Source organism: Halobacillus sp. K22 (assembly GCF_052246795.1).
Classification (GTDB): Bacteria; Bacillota; Bacilli; order Bacillales; family Halobacillaceae; genus Halobacillus.
In genome coordinates, this window is record NZ_JBQQCN010000030.1 from 35,557 (window position 1) to 53,744 (window position 18,188).

General features: G+C 40.8%; 13 protein-coding genes. 6 read left to right on the plus strand and 7 right to left on the minus strand.

The genetic code is table 11. The annotated features are described in order from the left end of the window. Positions 1-127: 127 nt before the first annotated feature. A complete protein-coding gene (locus tag ACTWPM_RS17770) occupies positions 128-805 on the minus strand; it encodes a response regulator (protein ID WP_014644321.1) in 678 nt (225 codons plus the stop codon). Between the two features lie 174 nt (positions 806-979). After that, positions 980-2,119 carry a sensor histidine kinase gene (locus ACTWPM_RS17775; RefSeq protein ID WP_443134330.1) on the minus strand — a complete coding sequence of 380 codons (1,140 nt, stop codon included), beginning with the start codon at positions 2,117-2,119 and terminating at the stop codon, positions 980-982. Positions 2,120-2,289: 170 nt separating this feature from the next. Here ACTWPM_RS17775 and ACTWPM_RS17780 point away from each other — a divergent pair, with 170 nt between their 5' ends. Together ACTWPM_RS17780 and ACTWPM_RS17785 are read left to right on the plus strand one after the other, a co-directional pair. Continuing rightward, complete coding sequence (locus ACTWPM_RS17780) at positions 2,290-2,940, plus strand: YigZ family protein (RefSeq protein ID WP_443134331.1); 651 nt, start codon at positions 2,290-2,292, stop codon at positions 2,938-2,940. 7 nt (positions 2,941-2,947) lie between these two features. Beyond that, on the plus strand, positions 2,948-3,967 hold the full coding sequence (locus ACTWPM_RS17785; protein WP_443134332.1) for an LCP family protein: 1,020 nt from the start codon (positions 2,948-2,950) through the stop codon (positions 3,965-3,967). Positions 3,968-4,106: 139 nt separating this feature from the next. Here the strand turns inward: ACTWPM_RS17785 and ACTWPM_RS17790 are convergent, their stop codons facing one another. Continuing rightward, positions 4,107-5,153 (minus strand): glycosyltransferase family 4 protein, encoded by a 1,047-nt coding sequence (locus ACTWPM_RS17790; protein ID WP_443134333.1) that lies wholly within the window; start codon positions 5,151-5,153, stop codon positions 4,107-4,109. Between the two features lie 539 nt (positions 5,154-5,692). Here ACTWPM_RS17790 and ACTWPM_RS17795 point away from each other — a divergent pair. Next, positions 5,693-7,153 (plus strand): APC family permease, encoded by a 1,461-nt coding sequence (locus ACTWPM_RS17795; protein ID WP_443134334.1) that lies wholly within the window; start codon positions 5,693-5,695, stop codon positions 7,151-7,153. 43 nt (positions 7,154-7,196) lie between these two features. Here the strand turns inward: ACTWPM_RS17795 and ACTWPM_RS17800 are convergent, their stop codons facing one another. Beyond that, complete coding sequence (locus ACTWPM_RS17800) at positions 7,197-10,487, minus strand: FN3 associated domain-containing protein (RefSeq protein ID WP_443134335.1); 3,291 nt, start codon at positions 10,485-10,487, stop codon at positions 7,197-7,199. Between the two features lie 242 nt (positions 10,488-10,729). On the opposite strand from ACTWPM_RS17800, the gene ACTWPM_RS17805 reads away from it, so the two are divergent. Continuing rightward, complete coding sequence (locus ACTWPM_RS17805) at positions 10,730-11,749, plus strand: LCP family protein (RefSeq protein WP_443134336.1); 1,020 nt, start codon at positions 10,730-10,732, stop codon at positions 11,747-11,749. Between the two features lie 118 nt (positions 11,750-11,867). On the opposite strand, the gene ACTWPM_RS17810 is transcribed toward ACTWPM_RS17805, so the two are convergent. The 3 genes from ACTWPM_RS17810 to ACTWPM_RS17820 form a co-directional block, all read right to left on the minus strand. Further along, on the minus strand, positions 11,868-12,131 hold the full coding sequence (locus tag ACTWPM_RS17810) for a hypothetical protein (protein ID WP_443134337.1): 264 nt from the start codon (positions 12,129-12,131) through the stop codon (positions 11,868-11,870). 143 nt (positions 12,132-12,274) lie between these two features. Further along, a complete protein-coding gene (locus ACTWPM_RS17815) occupies positions 12,275-12,778 on the minus strand; it encodes a hypothetical protein (protein ID WP_443134338.1) in 504 nt (167 codons plus the stop codon). A gap of 97 nt (positions 12,779-12,875) precedes the next feature. Further along, entirely contained in the window at positions 12,876-13,085 is a 210-nt protein-coding gene (locus ACTWPM_RS17820; RefSeq protein ID WP_014644330.1) for a YkvS family protein, read from the minus strand. 376 nt (positions 13,086-13,461) lie between these two features. Here ACTWPM_RS17820 and ACTWPM_RS17825 point away from each other — a divergent pair, with 376 nt between their 5' ends. Then, positions 13,462-16,227 (plus strand): alpha-amylase family glycosyl hydrolase, encoded by a 2,766-nt coding sequence (locus tag ACTWPM_RS17825; RefSeq protein ID WP_443134339.1) that lies wholly within the window; start codon positions 13,462-13,464, stop codon positions 16,225-16,227. 156 nt (positions 16,228-16,383) lie between these two features. Further along, on the plus strand, positions 16,384-17,829 hold the full coding sequence (locus ACTWPM_RS17830; RefSeq protein ID WP_443134340.1) for an S-layer homology domain-containing protein: 1,446 nt from the start codon (positions 16,384-16,386) through the stop codon (positions 17,827-17,829). The last annotated feature ends 359 nt before the right edge of the window (positions 17,830-18,188 follow it).

An 18,188-nucleotide genomic window follows, 5' to 3' on the forward strand; every position in this document is an offset into this window, starting at 1 on the left:
TTGAATGGGTAGAAACAGGGAGATTATATCACCCAGCATCTGGAGGACCTGAGCTTCCTGTTTTCATCTTTTTATAGTAGAAAAAGCTGCCGGCCGGAGCCCGCAGCTTTTAAATATTAATGTATGATTAGATAACTTCCACCCAGCCATTTTTAATTGCTGTTACAACCGCTTGAGTACGGTCGTTCACGTTCATCTTCTGTAAGATATTGCTCACGTGGTTCTTTACGGTTTTTTCACTGATATAAAGGGATTCAGCAACTCCACGGTTGCTATTTCCGTCAGCCAGCAGCTGTAGCACTTCGCATTCTCGACGCGTAAGCAGATGCAGCGGTTTGCGGTATTCTATCGTGCGATAAGCACTGCTCCCCTTGTTTTCGGAGAGGCGGCGATATTCAGCCACAAGATTATGCGTCACTTTAGGGTGCAGATAAGATCCGCCTTCCCCAACAACTTTAATTGCTTCAATCAACGCATCTGAGTCCATTTCTTTTAGCAAATATCCCTGCGCTCCGGTTTTAAGCGCGTGAGTAACGTAGTTTTCATCATCATGAATAGATAAAATAATGACTTTTAAGTCCGGATATTTCTTGGTAATCTCTGCCGTAGCTTCGACTCCATTCATACTCGGCATATTAATATCCATCAGGACCACATCCGGCATGTAATCATCAATCAGCTGAAGAGCTGAACTACCGTCGTCTCCCTCTGCCACAACTTCAAAGCTTGTTTCGAAGTCTAAAATTCTCTTTACACCTTCACGGAATAATTTATGGTCATCAATCAGGACTATTCGTGTCGTCATGATCTTTTCCTCCTATTTCCTTTACATCCACTGGATTTTTTCAGCATCCCTAACCTATAGGTCTTTTTAATCTTTTTTGTCTCTTTTTGTCTCTTTTTATTTCTATATCGTTGTACCCTAATCCTATTTTCTATTATAAACGATTCACGCCATTTTACATAGTTATTCCTGTAATTAACTATTTATTGGAATATGAATCGTGACAATGGTCCCCTCTCCGGGGCTTGAATCGATGTTTAGATCCCCATCCAGCATATCAACACGCTCACGCATACCAACTAAGCCAAATGATTTATCTTTCTTTGATTTAGGATCAAAACCTTTTCCATCATCTTTTACGATGATCATGGCTGCACCCGCTTTTAACTCCGTCTTTACTTGGATTACGGAAGCACTGGCATGTTTGACCGCATTTTGGACCGCCTCCTGAATCAATCGGAATAATGCAACTTCGAACTTAGATTCAAAACGGCGTTCTTCACCGAATAATGTGAATGAAATTTCCAAATCATTATAATCCTCTACCGTGGCTAGATACTTTTTCAGCGTAGGAATTAACCCTAGATCATCAAGCGCCATAGGACGAAGATCATAAATGATACGGCGGACTTCGTAAAGTGCGGAGCGAACCATGGTTCGAACACTTCTCATTTCTTTCATAGCTTCATCGATGCCTCTTTCCCGGTAAATCCGATCAACGAGGTCCGAACGAAGCATTACATTCGCAAGCATCTGGGCAGGTCCATCATGGATTTCTCTGGATAACCGTCTTCGTTCCTCTTCTTGAGCTTCAATAATCTGAAGACCGAATTGCTGCTTCTCCTTCGCATCCTCAAGCGCATCGGTGACGTGTTTGAAATCTTCAGTCAAATAGTTAAGCACCACCGATATTTTTCCTCCAAGCGCTTCGGCACGGCCAATTGTTTCATCCAAATTCCGTAAGCGCCTTTCCAGATCGTCACGCCGGTTGCGGAGCTGCTTTTCCTTCTCACGTTTCATGGACAAGTCCATCTGTAACCCGTGAGTTTGTTCGTAAACTTTGCGAATTTCATCTTCTGAATATTTCTGGAATTGTTTACTCACTTCCGACAAGCGCATTCGGGAGAAGCGTACTTTCTGCTCTAGCTTGTCTCCCTCATCAATAAGAGAACAAACCTCTCTTTTTGTTTCCTTCAGCTCTTTATCCAATTGTTCATACTCATTTCGGGATTCTTCACCAATCTGAAAAATTTCATCTTTACTATTGGTGACAGTATCCACCATTTCATGAATGATATGGTCAAGTGCTTTGTCCCCAAATTTCTTTTCGCTCATCCTTGTCCCTCCATCAATATTCACACACTCATTCGTTAGGCCTAAGCCGTTTTATGGGGGTGTTTAATTATAAAGTTACTTTTATTTTTCCTTTTTTGATAAAACAACCTACCATTTGCTGAATCATGCCCCCAGCTATATAATTAAGTCTTTAGGAGGTTTATGACATTATGTTAGAAAATTATTATACCGTAAAGCTCGAGGGATCTGAAGAAGTGACCATACAGAAATCCCGTTTCATTGGATATGTGCGACGCTGCGAAACGGAGGAAAAAGCCCAATCATTTATTCAGGAGATTAAAAAGAAACATAATGATGCGAACCACAACTGCTCAGCTTATATGATTGGCGAACACGACTTAATACAAAAAGCAAATGATGACGGGGAACCAAGTGGTACCGCCGGTGTTCCTATGCTCGAAGTATTAAAGCGAAAAGGGTTAAAAGATACGGCTGTCGTGGTCACGCGCTACTTCGGGGGCACGAAACTCGGGGCAGGCGGATTAATTCGCGCATATTCCGGTACTGTTTCTCAAGCAATTGAAAAAACAGGTATTGTTCAACGCCAACTTATGAAATCTATGCACGTGAGCGTAGCTTATCACCTGCTTGGAAAATTAGAAAATGAAGTACGCAACTCTTCCTATACGCTTGAAACGATTAATTACATGGAAAATGTGGAATTAATAATATATGTAGAAAGTGGGCAGGAAGAAGCTTTTGAAAGCTGGATAACTAATTTAACCAGTAATCAAGCTCAACTAACCCGAGGGGATTCATCTTATGTAGAATTTGATGTCAAACCTAGCGAAGGAGCTTGACCCCTTTATGAAACGCAAAAAATTAAAAATTGCCTTAAGCGTTGTGAGCTTTATTCTGTTAATCAGTATTGGTGCAGCCGCCGGTTATGCCATCTATTTAACCGATAAAGTCAAGCAGACGGCCACGGAATCCCATCAAGAGCTTGATCGAGGCGGGAAATCCGAAAAGCGGCGAAGCGAAGTGGACCCCGAGCAAGATGACATTTCAGTATTATTTGTTGGAATTGATTATAGTGAAAAAAGATCTTCCGGCGGCAATCGTAATGCTCTATCTGATGCACTCGTACTTGCAACCTTTAATGATCAAGATAAATCCATTAAAATGGTGAGCATCCCTAGAGACTCTTATACGTACATTCCTGAAATCGGCTATAAAGACAAAATCACTCATGCACATGCCTTTGGAGGAATCGATGCCACAGTAGAAACTGTGGAAAAAATGTTTGATCTTCCTGTAGATTATTATGTAAGGCTCAATTTTAATTCATTTATTGAAGTCGTCAACTCCATCGGCGGCATCACCTATAACGTCCCATTTGATATCACTGAACAAAACAGTGCAGATAAAGATGGAGCCATTGAATTGAAAGAAGGTTATCAAAAGTTGAATGGTGAGGAAGCACTGGCACTTGCCAGGACAAGAAAATATGACAGCGATTTGGCACGCGGAAAGCGGCAAATGGAATTAATTCAGGAGATTGCACGCCAAACGATGACCACAAGCTCACTTAATAACTTCGGCTCCATTCTAGACTCCATCAATGAGAATTTGAAAACGAATTTAACATTCGAAGAAATGATTTCCTTTAAGGACTACTTCCTTGATAAACAAGGGTTGCGTTTTGACAAAATGCAACTAAATGGTGAAGGTGGAAAAGTGGACGGAGTTTGGTATTACCAGGTAAAAGAAGAAAGCCTGGCATCTGCAAAAGACCAGTTACAAACTCATTTAAACTTACCTTCCCAGAAAAATCAAAACTCTAATACTTTCGCTGAAGAAAATGAAGATGAAGATAATTCTATGTAAGAACCTGCTTTTCGATAAAGCAGGTTCTTTGTTGGTTTTTGACGAAATATTTCCTCGGAAATATTTCGTCAAAAACCTCTATTTAGGTACTAAAAAGAGCTCTAAAGAGAAGGTGTTCCTTCCCTGTAGAGCTCTCTAATTACCGTCGTGTACGATAATCACGAATCATGTTGAGGATTGGTTTATAATCTTTCCCGATCAATCCAGTCATCTCGACGATTAACTCAATCATCAAGATAAGGGCAGCCATTACGAACATGGCTCCAAACATGGTTGCCTGAGAAAAGATAACAGCCGCCAGACTAAACAGCGCACTAACAGCATAAATCATCAAAACCGTTTCTGGATGACTATATCCCAAATTTATTAGACAATGATGAAGATGTGATTTATCAGGTGCCGAGAGAGGCTTCCGTTGAATCACTCTACGGACAATAGCAAACAATGTGTCAGAAATTGGTACACCGAGAATTATAACAGGAATAATGAAAGAGAATAAGGTTACGTTTTTAAAGCCTAGAAGAGAGAGCACGCTGATCATAAAACCAAGAAACAGCGCTCCTGTGTCCCCCATAAAAATTTTGGCTGGATAGAAATTGTAAATAAGGAATCCGATGGTGCTTCCCAACATCATAAATCCAGCAAATACGACAAACACATTTCCCATTGTAATCGCCATACCTGAGATCGTTAGAAGAGCAATAGCTGATACCCCTGCAGCTAATCCATCGAGCCCGTCAATTAAGTTAATCGCATTGGTTATTCCCACAATCCATAATATGGTAATGGGTATGCTTAAATATCCAAATTCCATTTCTCCACCAAATGGGAGGTTAATGTACTCTACTTGTACACCGCCTATAACCACGACAATAGCTGCAGCAAGTTGCCCTCCAAGCTTCACTTTTGCAGAAAGCTCCCTTAAATCATCAAGAACACCGGTAGCAATTATGATACTGGCACCAATAAATACCGGCCATGTATAACGGCTTTCCGGAAAGAAAAACAAAAGTCCACCGGCAAAGCTTAAATAAATAGCCAGTCCACCCAGCCTCGGCATAACCACTTTGTGAACTTTACGATGATTCGGCTGATCCGTCGCGCCAATAGCAACAGCAATTTTTTTAACGATAGGTGTTATTAACAACGAAGCAATAAAACAGAATAACAAGGCCTTATACTCCATAAAGACCCTCCTCAGGTTTATTATGTCCTCTCCCAAACAACATAAGCTGAAATAATTTTTCCATATTTTTAAGAATAAATGAGTCACTGTTATCTCATAATAATTCTAGATGATTATAGCACAAGAACCGCTCCTCAGATATACATATTTCTTTAAATATTTGTTAGCCTATTCCTAACAATTTTAAACACTAAAAAGGTTATTCCGACAAAGATGATTAATCTGCAAATTCCCTTACATGCCAGTTTCTATGGCTTCTGAAACAGTACATTCCCTCTATGTTTTTATTTATAAAATGTTTACTATTCATGCCCCCGCAATGACCTGCCTCGCACTCCACAGTGTTTCGAATAGATAATTATTCATTCGGGGGACTTATACAGAAATAATTCATTTTTCCTACTACTCTCTAATAATAAGGTTTAAGCCGCTCCTCGAAAGTAAATATACGTTTAGGTACAGCTTTACCTTGCAGTATGCTTCATGAATTCATAAAATAGGTAACGCATGACAATTTTACTAGGAGGATTTCTTACAACATGGCTAAACATGAAAGAAAAAAATTAGAAAGATCCTTAAAACCCCACTGGGTTTGGGCGATTGCATTTGGCTCTGCCATAGGATGGGGAGCTTTTGTATTACCGACAGACTGGATCGGGCAAGCAGGTCCTATAGGAGTTGTACTCGGAATTCTGCTCGGCGCTGCCCTTATGATGATTATCGGAGTAAGCTATGGTTTCTTAATAGAAAAGTTTCCAGTAACAGGTGGAGAATTTGCTTATGCTTATATTGGGTTTGGCAGAACATTTGCCTTTTTAGCAGGATGGTTCTTAACACTCGGGTACTTATGTATAGTAGCTTTAAACGCTTCGGCCCTGGCTCTTCTTGCTAAGTTTCTTTTTCCAGATTTTGTACGAACAGGAAATTTGTATGTAGTAGCTGGTTACGAAGTATCGATCATCCAGATTGCTATTGCCAGTATTGCACTTATTTTATTTGCGGTTTTGAACATTCGTGGTGCCAGCTTTTCAGGGAAAACACAATTTATCTTTAGTATGGTATTGGTATTAGGAATTACATTGTTAGGTATCGGAGCAATCTTTACGGATGGACCATCGTTCAGCAATATTACTCCGGCATTTAAACCGGATCAGACAGCAATTGCTTCGATTTTAACGATCTTAGCGCTTGCACCATTTGCTTATGTTGGTTTCGATAACATTCCCCAGGCAGCTGAAGAATTTGATTTTAAACCTAAAAAAGCATTTGGACTAATCATCTGGTCCTTGCTCGCTGCTGGCCTCGCTTATAGTGCCATGATCTTGATCACGGCAAGTACCATGCCCTGGCAGGATTTACTGGCTCAAATTAATGCAGAACAATCGGTGTGGGGGACAGGGGACGCCATTGAAAGCTATCTTGGACGTGCTGGTGTATTGATTATCGCTATCGCTGTTTCCATGGGTATCTTTACTGGATTAAACGGCTTTTACATTTCATCAAGCCGATTAACTTTCGCCATGGGACGGGCTCGCATTTTACCAAATGCCTTTCGTAAACTGCATTCCAAATATCACACGCCGTATGTAGGTATTTTATTTACAATGGCTATTTGCCTGATTGCTCCTTGGTTTGGTCGCCAGGCTTTATTGTGGGTTGTCGATATGTCTTCCACCGGAGTAGCGATTGCTTACTTTTTCTGTACAGCGACCGCTTATAAATTTTACCGCTGGTCCTCGAACCAGCCGGCTAAAAACAATTCAGATGTAGTATCCCCAGGAAGGAAGCTCCTTTCCTTAATCGGAATGCTCAGCTCTATTGGATTCCTAGCGTTACTACTTCTACCCTGGTCTCCAGCTTCACTGGGCAAAGAATCTTATATTGCCCTATGCATATGGATCGTGATCGGAATTGTTTTCTATATCTTTAACTATAAACGTTATAACCAAATTGAAGAAAAAGAAATGAATTATCTAATCCTCGAAAAAGAAGAAATTTAAGCATAAACATCCCCGGGACGCCCGGGGATGTTTATGCTTTATTTTAGTTAAAGTAGCTGCTGAAGTATTTGTTCCAAATACTATAAATCCAGCTTTTCACCCATTCATATTTATGTTCTTTTTCCTGTTCTTCGTCTTTCTTACCTTTATCGTCTTTGTCTTTGCGATCTTCATTGTCGCTGCCTTTGTCCTTATCTTTTTTATCTTCCTTATCTTCATTTCCTTTACCTTGTTCTTCGCCTTTATCCTTCTTGCCGTGATTTTTAATCATTATTTGAGCTAATACAGGGTCATGGTCACTCGCACGGCCATCAGCTTCTGAGAAGTCAGAGTTAATATTAACAGTCTGTACTTTCGTCTGTTTGGCAAGGTTATTGCTCACAAGGATGTGATCCAGAACTTGAGAATTCCCCTGGTATATATAAGTGTACTGTTCTTCTGTAGGAAGAGATTCAATCATATTGGTTAAAATGTCACCTTCAAGTGTATTAATTGGAGCAGAGAACTGAAAATCATTTAAGTCTCCAAGGACGACGACATTCGAATCATCCACCTCATTCTCTACTTTTTGAACGAAATTATTGATTACCGTGGCTTGCTGGATTCGCTGCTCTTCACTGCCTAGCTCCACAGGCTGATCCGCACCAAACAGTCCATCATCTCCACCTTTGGAATTGAAATGATTGGCTACCACCACTACTTTTTCTCCATTAAATTCAAATTCAGCCGCTAGTGGTTTTCGCGAATCATCAAAGGCATCATTTGTCGGGTCAACCCGGCCTGGATTCAAGGTCAGCCCATCTTCGTTCACGTCTACACCAGTCACGGCATCACCATCTGGTTTATCGGTCAGCGTCACCCGCTCAGGATTGTAAATGAATCCAACGCGAATGTTCCCACCCGGCTGTCCGCCGTCTGTTTTATCCTGCGGTGCAATGTCGGTGAACTCATACTTCGGTCCACCTGCTTCTGCGATGGCGTCAATTAATTTTTGGTAGCTTTCATTCGCTTCTACTGTTCCATCGTCAGTTGGGCCATTATTGTCTTGAACTTCAATTAAACCTACAACATCAGGCGTATTTAGATTTTGAATAATAGATTCCGCAATTTTTTCAACTTTTTCAGGAGAAGTGTCTGCAGAGAAGTTCTCGACGTTGTAGCTCGCTACAGTCATTTTTTTCTTAAGAGCTTTCAAATCTGCAGATTCGCGTTCAGTGCCCCCGTCTTTAATTTCCGGGAATTCTCCAGTTGGACGGATCTTGTAGTTGCTATAGTCGTAATTAACTACTCCGGTGATAGACTCATCAAAGTAATCACCTGTTTTCGCGTTAATATCTATTCCATCAACATCGATCAGCACACGTTCCGGATTGTAGTCGTCTGGGGAAATAAGTAAACCCTCTGCACGGGTAAACAATTGATTTTCGCTCGTTTCTACATACACTGGAAGCTCATCATATTTAACCGGACCGGATACTTTCGGTTCCGGAAGTTCAATCAACATTCCTTCCAGGCTTTCATAAAAATCAATGCCGTCTTCAGCCGGATCAAAGGACTCGAGACCATCATCTTCAATAATTTCGGTCGGCTGTTCACGATCTTCTCCTATCACCACTGGCTTCGGAATATCCGTTCCAGAAGACTCCACATTGATAGTGGAAGCACTGATCTGTGTAGTTAGTAGATCATTTGCATCTGAATAGCCATCTTCACGCCACTCTGTTACTTCTCCTGTCGCAGTTACAACATCACCTACCGCAACATTAGAAGAACGCTTGTAAACGTAAATTCCCTCAGACGTAGCGATGTCATCATCTGGGTTAAGGCTTTGCATATAAAATCCATTGCTGCCATCGAGTTTCGTTACCACACCTTCGACATTTTTCACTACTTCGCCTTCATAAGGAGAGGTATGGGAAGATCCTTGTATATCATGGATTTCAAGGGAGTCAGCAGCTTTTAGTGCGGTATAAGAAAACGTAGACACCTCACTCACTTCTCCATTATCACGAACAGCTGCCGCTTTGATCGTAGTATCCTTTGTAATCGTTATGGGTTCTGTGTATTCTTTACTTTCAGCTGTAGGCTCACTGCCATCCGTGGTATAATGAATCGTCACGCCTGGCTCAACTGCGCTGAGAATAATTTCAGTTCCTGTAATAACTGCCCCGGATTCTTTATTTGCCGTTACAGCGAAGGCTTTTTGTACGATATCAGACTTTGAACGAGGGACAAGCTTATAATTGTTAAAGCTGTAATTCACAACACCTTTTATCTGCTCGTAACTATCACCAACCCTAAGTAGATTCTCTTCAGCCGGAGTGATCAGGAAAGTTCCTTCTGCTCCTTCCGCAGTATAATCTCCATATTCGTTCACGTCGGTTATTTCTACATTATTCACTTCTACGAACTCACCTTCAATTGACTCTCCCTGATCGGCAGAGAATTGGAGTGCACTTACTCGTTCCGGTTCAGGAACGCCCACTCCTTCTTCTGTCACTTCCACAGCGGCTGAAGAGGTTTGAATTTGCTCCATTCCATAATAATCGCCTATTTCTCCTGAAGCTGTGATCTGATCACCAACCTGTGCGGTAATTCCTGGAGCTCGAACAATGATGCCAGCTGACTCGTCTTGTATGTATAAGTTAGTTTGTCCGCCAGATTCAAAAGCCGCCGTAGCAATTCCCTGTACACTTACCGTAGATCCTTTTTCACTTTGACGAGCCTCAGCAATAGATACAGTCTCTACGGGAGTGTCCGGAGTGTCATTTACTTCGTAAGAACCCAAATAATCAAATGTATCTTTAGCATAGCTGTCCCACTCGGCTGAAACGTCGTAACTGTCCGTTGGATCTGTGTCTCCAGAGGTTATGGAAGCTTTTCTAACCAGTGTGACGTCGTTAGCAAAATCGCTACCATTACCAACTTGCCCAAATGAATCGACAATTTCTCCGTCTTTTTTCAATACGAGCGGATCGTTTCCGTTAAAGCTCACAATTCCATCAATTAAGTCGGCTTTGTCTATAATATCCTTGGCCGCCTGGCTGTCTGCAATGACGAACGTTTCCCCACTGGCTAATGTGCCTTCAAGTTCCTGAGTCTGAGAAGCTTCAGTGGCTCCATTGGAATAGAGTTCAAGCGTATAACCCGATAAATCAATAGCACTCCCTGTGCCATTATAAAGTTCAAGCGCTTTATTAAAACTTGAACCTTCCACATATTCAGAAATAAACAAGTCTGCAGGTGCTTCCGCTGCCTTAACATCGGACATCGGAATCGCTGTAGAACTTAACGTCATTACCGTTACTAAACATCCAGCAACTACTTTTTTCACTGATGACGCCTCCTTGGTAAGTTTTGCCTTTTGGGCCGTTACACTTTTCAGTATAAAATACATAGTGAACAAATTATGTTGTTTTATTGTAAAATTAGATAAATAATTCCATTGAATCAGGAAAAAATAACTAATTATGACAAAATCATTACACATTGTCGTACGATAGAAGTGTGTCTTTGGTGTGTTTTCATATATGATAAAATATAAATTTGAGAGGTTAGAAGAATGAGGTGTGTTCGATGAATTCGAGAAAAGTTCGCATTCGTAAGAAAAATAGAAAGAAAAAAATCAGACGCTTAAGTATATTTCTGTTAATGCTTGCCATTCTTGCAGGAGGCGCTTTTTATTACGTCTCGCAAGTCTATACCGCATCTTTCCAGGCTTTAGATAGAGGGGAGAAATCTGACCTTCGCGAGGAAGCTGTAAATATCGGGAATGATCCCATATCTATTCTCTTAATGGGGGTAGAGGACTATTCAACAGACGGTTCAGCTGGCCGGGCTGACACACAGATTGTGATGACGCTGGACCCGAAGACAAATCAAATTACCATGACCAGTCTTCCACGTGATACAAAGGTTACGATCCCGGAAGAAAAAGTCGGTAAGAAATATTCAGGGGAGCATAAATTAAATGCCACCTATTCTATCGGGGAAGTTTCAGGTTATGGATCCGAAAAGCTTGCTGTAGAAACCGTAGAAGACTATCTTGATATCCCTATAGATAAATTTGCTACAGTTAACTTCGAAGGATTCATTGAAGTCGTGAATTTATTGAACGGTGTGACCGTTGATGTAAAAGAAAGCTTCTGGGAGCGAAGCAGCAAGGATTACTATAAGAAGATTGAGTTTGAGGAAGGGCCAACAGCGATGAACGGGGAAGAGGCTTTGGCTTTTGTAAGAATGAGAAAAAGAGATGCAGCTCTTACTTATCCTAGAGAAGAACGTCAGCGACAGTTCATTCAAGCAGCAATCGACGAAGCAATCTCTGCCGGGACCATTTTTAAGGCCGGTGAAATCGCAGATGTCCTTGGAAAAAATATCGCTACAAACCTCTCTCCAAGAGAAATATATGCATTACAAAAAGCCTTTTCATCAGAAGAATCGGCGGTAAAGTCTTTTACAATTGAAGGAGAAAATAAACGGCTGGAAAATGGACTCTACTATTTTGTTCCTAATGAAGAAAGCTTACAGAATGTAGAAAATAAGTTGAAGCAGGAACTTGATCTGTCCAGTGCCTCACCCTCAACATCTGAGTAAGTTTATATTTAACACTTAAGCCCCGTTCGCCAATCGAACGGGGCTTGCTGTTTTTCTGTAATACTCCTATTGAAAAAAGGATCTCCAGGGAGGAGATCCTTTTTGTACATGCATGCCCCTACGAGCCTGCTGGCTTAAAAACGAGCACGCCGTAAACTCTTTCAAAGGTGTAGGGACCCTCATACTCGATCAGGGGCACAACATCCTCGTTTTGAATGCTGATTTTACTAATCGTTGGTTTCGACACCATAATACGTTGAAATGTATCCTCCGTTAATTGACGGGAAGGCTCGACCACAATTGTTCGATCAATCCGTACACAATAACGGCCTAAAATTTGTAATTCTTCTCTGTCTAAATATATTTTTGATAATTGTGCCAAATCCACTTCACCCTCTCTATGTTCTATAAGAAGTGTTTAGCACATCACCCTATCCCGTATCCATAATATAATAAAATTTCTATTATTTGAAAAGTCTTTATAGGTAAAATAAGACACGAGAACTACAAAATTCGACTCTTTTCTCAAAAAGAGTCCTTTACTTCCGATAATAGATTCGCACGCCACTGTTTCTTCGTTTGCCTATATTCTTCCTTTAAGTCCGTCGCTTTTTTTGAACCCATGTCTTCTTTAACACTTTCATGAATTGTTTGAAACCCCTCATCTGTATTCGCTTCCAGACGATCGGCTGCTGAGTTATATTTGCTGAAAAAATAACTGAAAGATATGTCTTCACCATTCTGCTTTTTAGTCACATACTCTTTTTGAGCTTCTGTAACGATTTCATCCATTCTTCTTTCAGCTTCATTAATGAGCTGTTCATACGAAGTTTCATAGGATTCAATTCGTTCAGCAGGATTCATTTGTCCTTCAGCGCTATTATCGGGCAGGATAATTTCGTATGCTTCATCCGCTAACTGATCAACTTCCTCATCAGCTGTATCATGAGACTTAATGAAGAACACATACGCAAAATAACCGCCGATCGCTACCATAACTACCAGGAACAGCACGAGAATTTTTCTCACCTTGAACAATTCCCTCCACTCTTTTTATCTCTTTACAGAGTATATCACAGAAAAACCCTCTCCTGCGTTTTACGGCAGAAGAGGGTTGCTTTTATTTTTATTCTTCTATAATACGATAGTTGGTATGAGCTACAACCGTTCTATCATATTCAAAATCAATCTCATCTAAATTGTCCATAATTGTTAGGTCTACAATTACAGAGCGCTGGCATTGACTAGGAATCACTTTTCCCGTAAAAGTAATATCGTTTCTTTCAAAACTGACTACTTGACCGGGTGTCGCGATTTTATCATCAGGTTGTATCATAATTTCTACCCTTTCTCTACCTTTTTTTATTGAATCGATTTTACATAAAATTGACAAACAATTCAAATAAAATCTTTTACAGAATATGTTACTTTATTCGACAAATAAATACAAGCGAAATGGATATTGTTTTAGTAAAATATCTATTACTTATTTAAATTGTAATAATAGGGAGGAAAACAATAGTGAGCCAGACAGGAATAGGAAAACAACCCACATTTTAACCTTTCCTGTTCATCCATTTTTATCCACCTCAGGTCATCCAGAATTTGGTTTTAAGATGAAATGCTATAGTCTATTCGAACCATGGACATCTAAAGGTATATAATATAATATGAAAGCGGTTCCACTATTATTAGGAAAGAGGGGAAATAATTTGAAGAAATTTTATTGGTTCATTGGGTTAGTCTTTTTCTTATTGTCTTTTGCGCAACCGTTTGCACTAAACGCTTTTGCCGATGACAAAGTCTATGATACGGTCGTACTCCGAGGAAGCGCTGCTTCTTTGGATTGGAGTTCTAATGATCATCCGCTCGCTTATGACTCGGAAGAAGGAGTTTGGAAAAGTGATCCTGTGACCCTTGAAGGAGGAAATGAAGTCGAGTTTAAATATGTATATGATGGCAACTGGATGCCAGGAGCCAACTTAACCTACACGCCTCCTCAAGACGGAGATTATACCTTCGTTTTTTATCCAGAAGATGAACGTAAGGTAGATGTTCGTTCTGTAAATAATTCTTCCGGAAGTCTTACACTTGAACTAACTGTCCCTGAGAAAACTCCAGATTGGGTTGTGCCTACCCTTGCTTCTAATAAAAATGACTTCAACTATAAGGTAAGTCCTCTCAAAAAAGTGGACGAACGTACTTACCAGATTCAAGTGAACGGAGATAGTGGTGAAACACTCTCCTACTTCTACAGTTTAGGGGGCGAACCTTATAAAGAGGCGCGCGAAGAACCACGCTCAGCAGAATTTACAGAAGATTCTCAAATATATAAAGATACCGTTACGGAATGGGAAACGATTCCGGTAGCTCAGGATGTTACGCATAATTTTAACCATGACCCTTATACACCTGACAAAAAAGATAACGTCTCTGTAGAAGTATCGGTAGACCACTATGGTCCGATTGATGAAGGAGCTATCTACTATACTACGGACGGATCCAGCCCTGTTGGAAAAAGAGCAGAAGTTGAAAATGGGAAAACAGCTGATCTTAAAGTAACCAAAACAACCACAAAGGATAACGGTTTAAAAACATCCACTCTCGTGGGCACCATTCCGAACCAAAAGAATGAAACACGGGTAAAATACAAGACTGATGTGTGGAATTCCGCGAGTGCAGGCTCACAATTCGCTGATAACAATGCACTCACCTCAGAAAACGCCACAGAATTCGCTTATTACGTAGAGAACTATCAATCACCGGAATGGGCGAAAGAAGCGATTATTTATCAAGTCTTTGTCGACCGCTTCCGTGATGGCACAGAAAGTAACAATACATCTGTGGACCCTTCCCTTCCTTACAACGAACAACTGAAAGGCTGGATGGGCGGCGATCTTCAAGGAGTATTGGAAAAACTGGATTACATCGATAGTCTGGGTGTAAATACCATCTGGGTTTCACCTATTTACGAAGGGCCTTACTCTCATGGCTATCACCCAACAGATTTTATGAACATCGACCCTCGCTTCGGGAGTAACGAACTAATGAAAGAATTGGTGAAAAAAGCTCATAAACGAAATATCAAAGTTGTTTATGATTTAGTACCGAACCATACCTCAAATCGGCACCCATTTTTCCAGAACGCAGTAGAGAAAGGAGAAGACAGCCCTTACTATGACTGGTATTCATTTACCAACTGGCCTAATGAATATGAAACATTCTATGATGTCCAGGAACTGCCGGAACTTAACAATGATAACCCTGACACTAGAGATTACATGTTGGACGAAGTGGTTCCATTCTGGATGGAGGAGATTGGAGTAGATGGGTTCCGACTGGACTATGCTAAAGGCCCAAGCCAGAGCTTCTGGGTGGACTTTCGTCATAAAGTGAAAGAAATAGATTCAAACGCGTTCATCTTCGGTGAAGTTTGGGATAATCTCGATACGATTACATCCTATACAGGTAAGCTGGACGGGGCCATCGATTTTGAGACTCAGTCCGCCATCCAAAATGCTTTTATTAATAATGGCAGTATGAACGAGCTGGCTTCTTCCTTAACAACTATTCATGATGCCTATAGTGAAGAATTTGTACCAGCTACTTTCCTAGACAGTCATGATGTACCGCGCTTTTTATATGAAGCAGATGGCAACACGCAGACTCTGAAAAATGCTGCATCTCTACAATACACACTGCCCGGCGCACCGGTCATTTACTATGGAGATGAAGTGGGGCTTTCCCAAAGCGGCGATCACAATGCCGTTGATGAATGGAAGGACCGCTATTACCGTGAAATGATGCCTTGGAAACCTTCAGAGCAGGACCAGGACGTGAAAGCTCATTACAAAAAGCTCATTGATATCCGACAGGAACATGAAGCATTGACTAATGGCGACCTGCAAATGATTTATTCCGATGATGATCTTCTTGTATTTGAAAGAAAACTTCCTCAAGACCAGGTCGTTGTCGTCATCAATAAAGGAGACAGTCAGCGTCAGTTAGATCTTATTGATCTTTACAATCAGAAGACACCGAATCGTGTCAAGCTGATGTCGTTAATGGATGGTAAAAAACTGAGAAGTCACAAGGGGGCGCTTGAAGTGAAAAGTGATGCCCATTCTGTTTCCATTTATGAAGTAAAAGGAAAACTCCGCATGGAGATTCCTGATAAGAATAAGAAGTACTCAAAAGTTGCAGTGCGTGGAGCTGCACCGCTTGATTGGGAATCTGACGCCAATTTATTATCCTATGATGACAGGGATCGCGTCTGGAAAAGTGAACCAATCGAATTAACAGCGGGTGAAACCATCGAGTTTAAATATGTACGTGATGGAGAATGGCTGGAAGGAGACAATTTAACATTCACTCCCGAAATGGACGGAGACTATAAATTTATCTTCAACCCTCAGGAAGAATATGAGATAACGGTGATCCCTTATTCTAAAGCAGCTAATCTAGGAAAAGCTTCATAAAGCGAAAAGCCTGCCATGTGGCAGGCTTTTTCAAATCTATTAACCTATTGCTTTTCCTTCGTTAATATATTATATTACCATTTGTACCCATTTGGGTATGCCACCTTTCGCTAACCGCCCCCTGCCACTATTTTTCCTACATATAGGAGGACCATTATGAAGAAACATCTATGGCTTAGTCACCTTGTACTTCTATCCATCTACTTGATTGTATCCGCAGCTCCGGTAACAGCTTCTGCAAGTTTTACAGATATTGAAGGACATTGGGCTTATGAGGAAATCAACTACCTTATCGATCAGGATTTATTTAATGGATATCCGGATGGCACCTTTAAACCCAGCCGGTCTATTACACGTGCAGAGGCTTCTAAGGTCATTGCCGAACAACTCGGACTAAAACCCACGAAAACCTCAGATTTTCCAGATATTAATGGACATTGGGCAGAACCATACATTAAAGCCATTGAGGAACAGGATATCATTATCGGATTTGAGGACGGAGAGTTCAAACCCAATTACACCCTCCGAAGATCTGAACTGGCTGTTATACTTACCCGGGCGTACCAATTAGAAGGAAACAGCTCTTCCACGTTTACTGATTTATCTAGTGGGCACTGGGCTTTCCCTCACGTAAGTTCTCTTTTGGCTAATCACATTACAACCGGATATGAAGACGGCACTTTTCGCCCGTCCAAAGATGTAACAAGAGCTGAGTTTTCAAGCTTTTTAGCAAGAATTATGGATGACCGTTTTAAGATTGATGCAGTTAATAATGAACAAAAAATTCCACTCCTCATGTATCACAGCCTTTCTAAGAACCCTGCGGATTGGAGCTCCGTTACTATATCACCAGACAAGTTTTATGAAGAAATGTTGTATTTAAAAGCATTGGGTATGAATACGATTAATTCCAAGCAATTAATTGATGCTAAAAACGGGAAAGCTGAACTACCCGATAATCCCGTGATGGTTACGTTTGACGATGGTTACCGCAACAACTATTTACATGCCTATCCAGTGCTAGAGAAGCTCAACATGAAAGCCGTCATCTCAATTATTGGATGGAGTGTAGGGCGTACGACTGATTTAGGCGAGGAGCAGGATATCATTCCTCATTTCACATGGGGCGAGGCAAAAGAAATGGCAGACAGCGGTCATGTGGATATTCAGAACCATTCGTTTAACCTCCATAATCTCGGTAGTTCTAATGGCTATGGAAAAGGAACGCTTCCACGTGAAGGAGAAACAGTAGAGGAACACGCTGAGCGTTTTAAAAAAGATACGATGAAAATTCACCAATTAATTAAAGAAAAGTTAGGGTATGAACCAGAGCTGTTCACATACCCTTACGGAGCTTATAATCAAACCACAGAAAACGCTTTGAAAGAATTGGGGTATCAAGCCACGCTGACAACTCATTCAGGAATATCTGACTTAAATGACGGTTTATTTCAGATGAAGCGAATCAATTCCCCTGCTTATCTGCCGGGTTATCAGTTGATGGAAAGAATTGTTCGAGATGGAGTGGATGTTCCTTTTCAAGCAGTTTCCACCCGTGAAGCTCGAATTGCTAAGTTGGAAGAGTATTTAGGGATTAAGTAAACAAAATTAGAGCTCTTCTAGAGGAGCTCTAATTTATTTAAACCGAGTAGTTTTGTCCCAGCCAATAACCTGCTGCTTTTTCTATGTTTTCAAATAGAACACTAGACTTCTTACAAATAAATAAGAAAACAACTGAGCATAAGTTAAGTACATAATAAAGTATGAGAATTCCATTTGAATGCAAATGCCATGGCTAAAATAGTTAATGAAGAAATAACCGTAAAAACGATAATTGAACTACCCCCACTTACTCGCTGACGCTCCTTGAAGTTGGGGGATTCCTAAGAGCACGAACCTAACGGTTCGTTCAAATGATTAGGCTAGCCCCGTCGCACCGACGGTTGAAAGGAGTCGTTGAA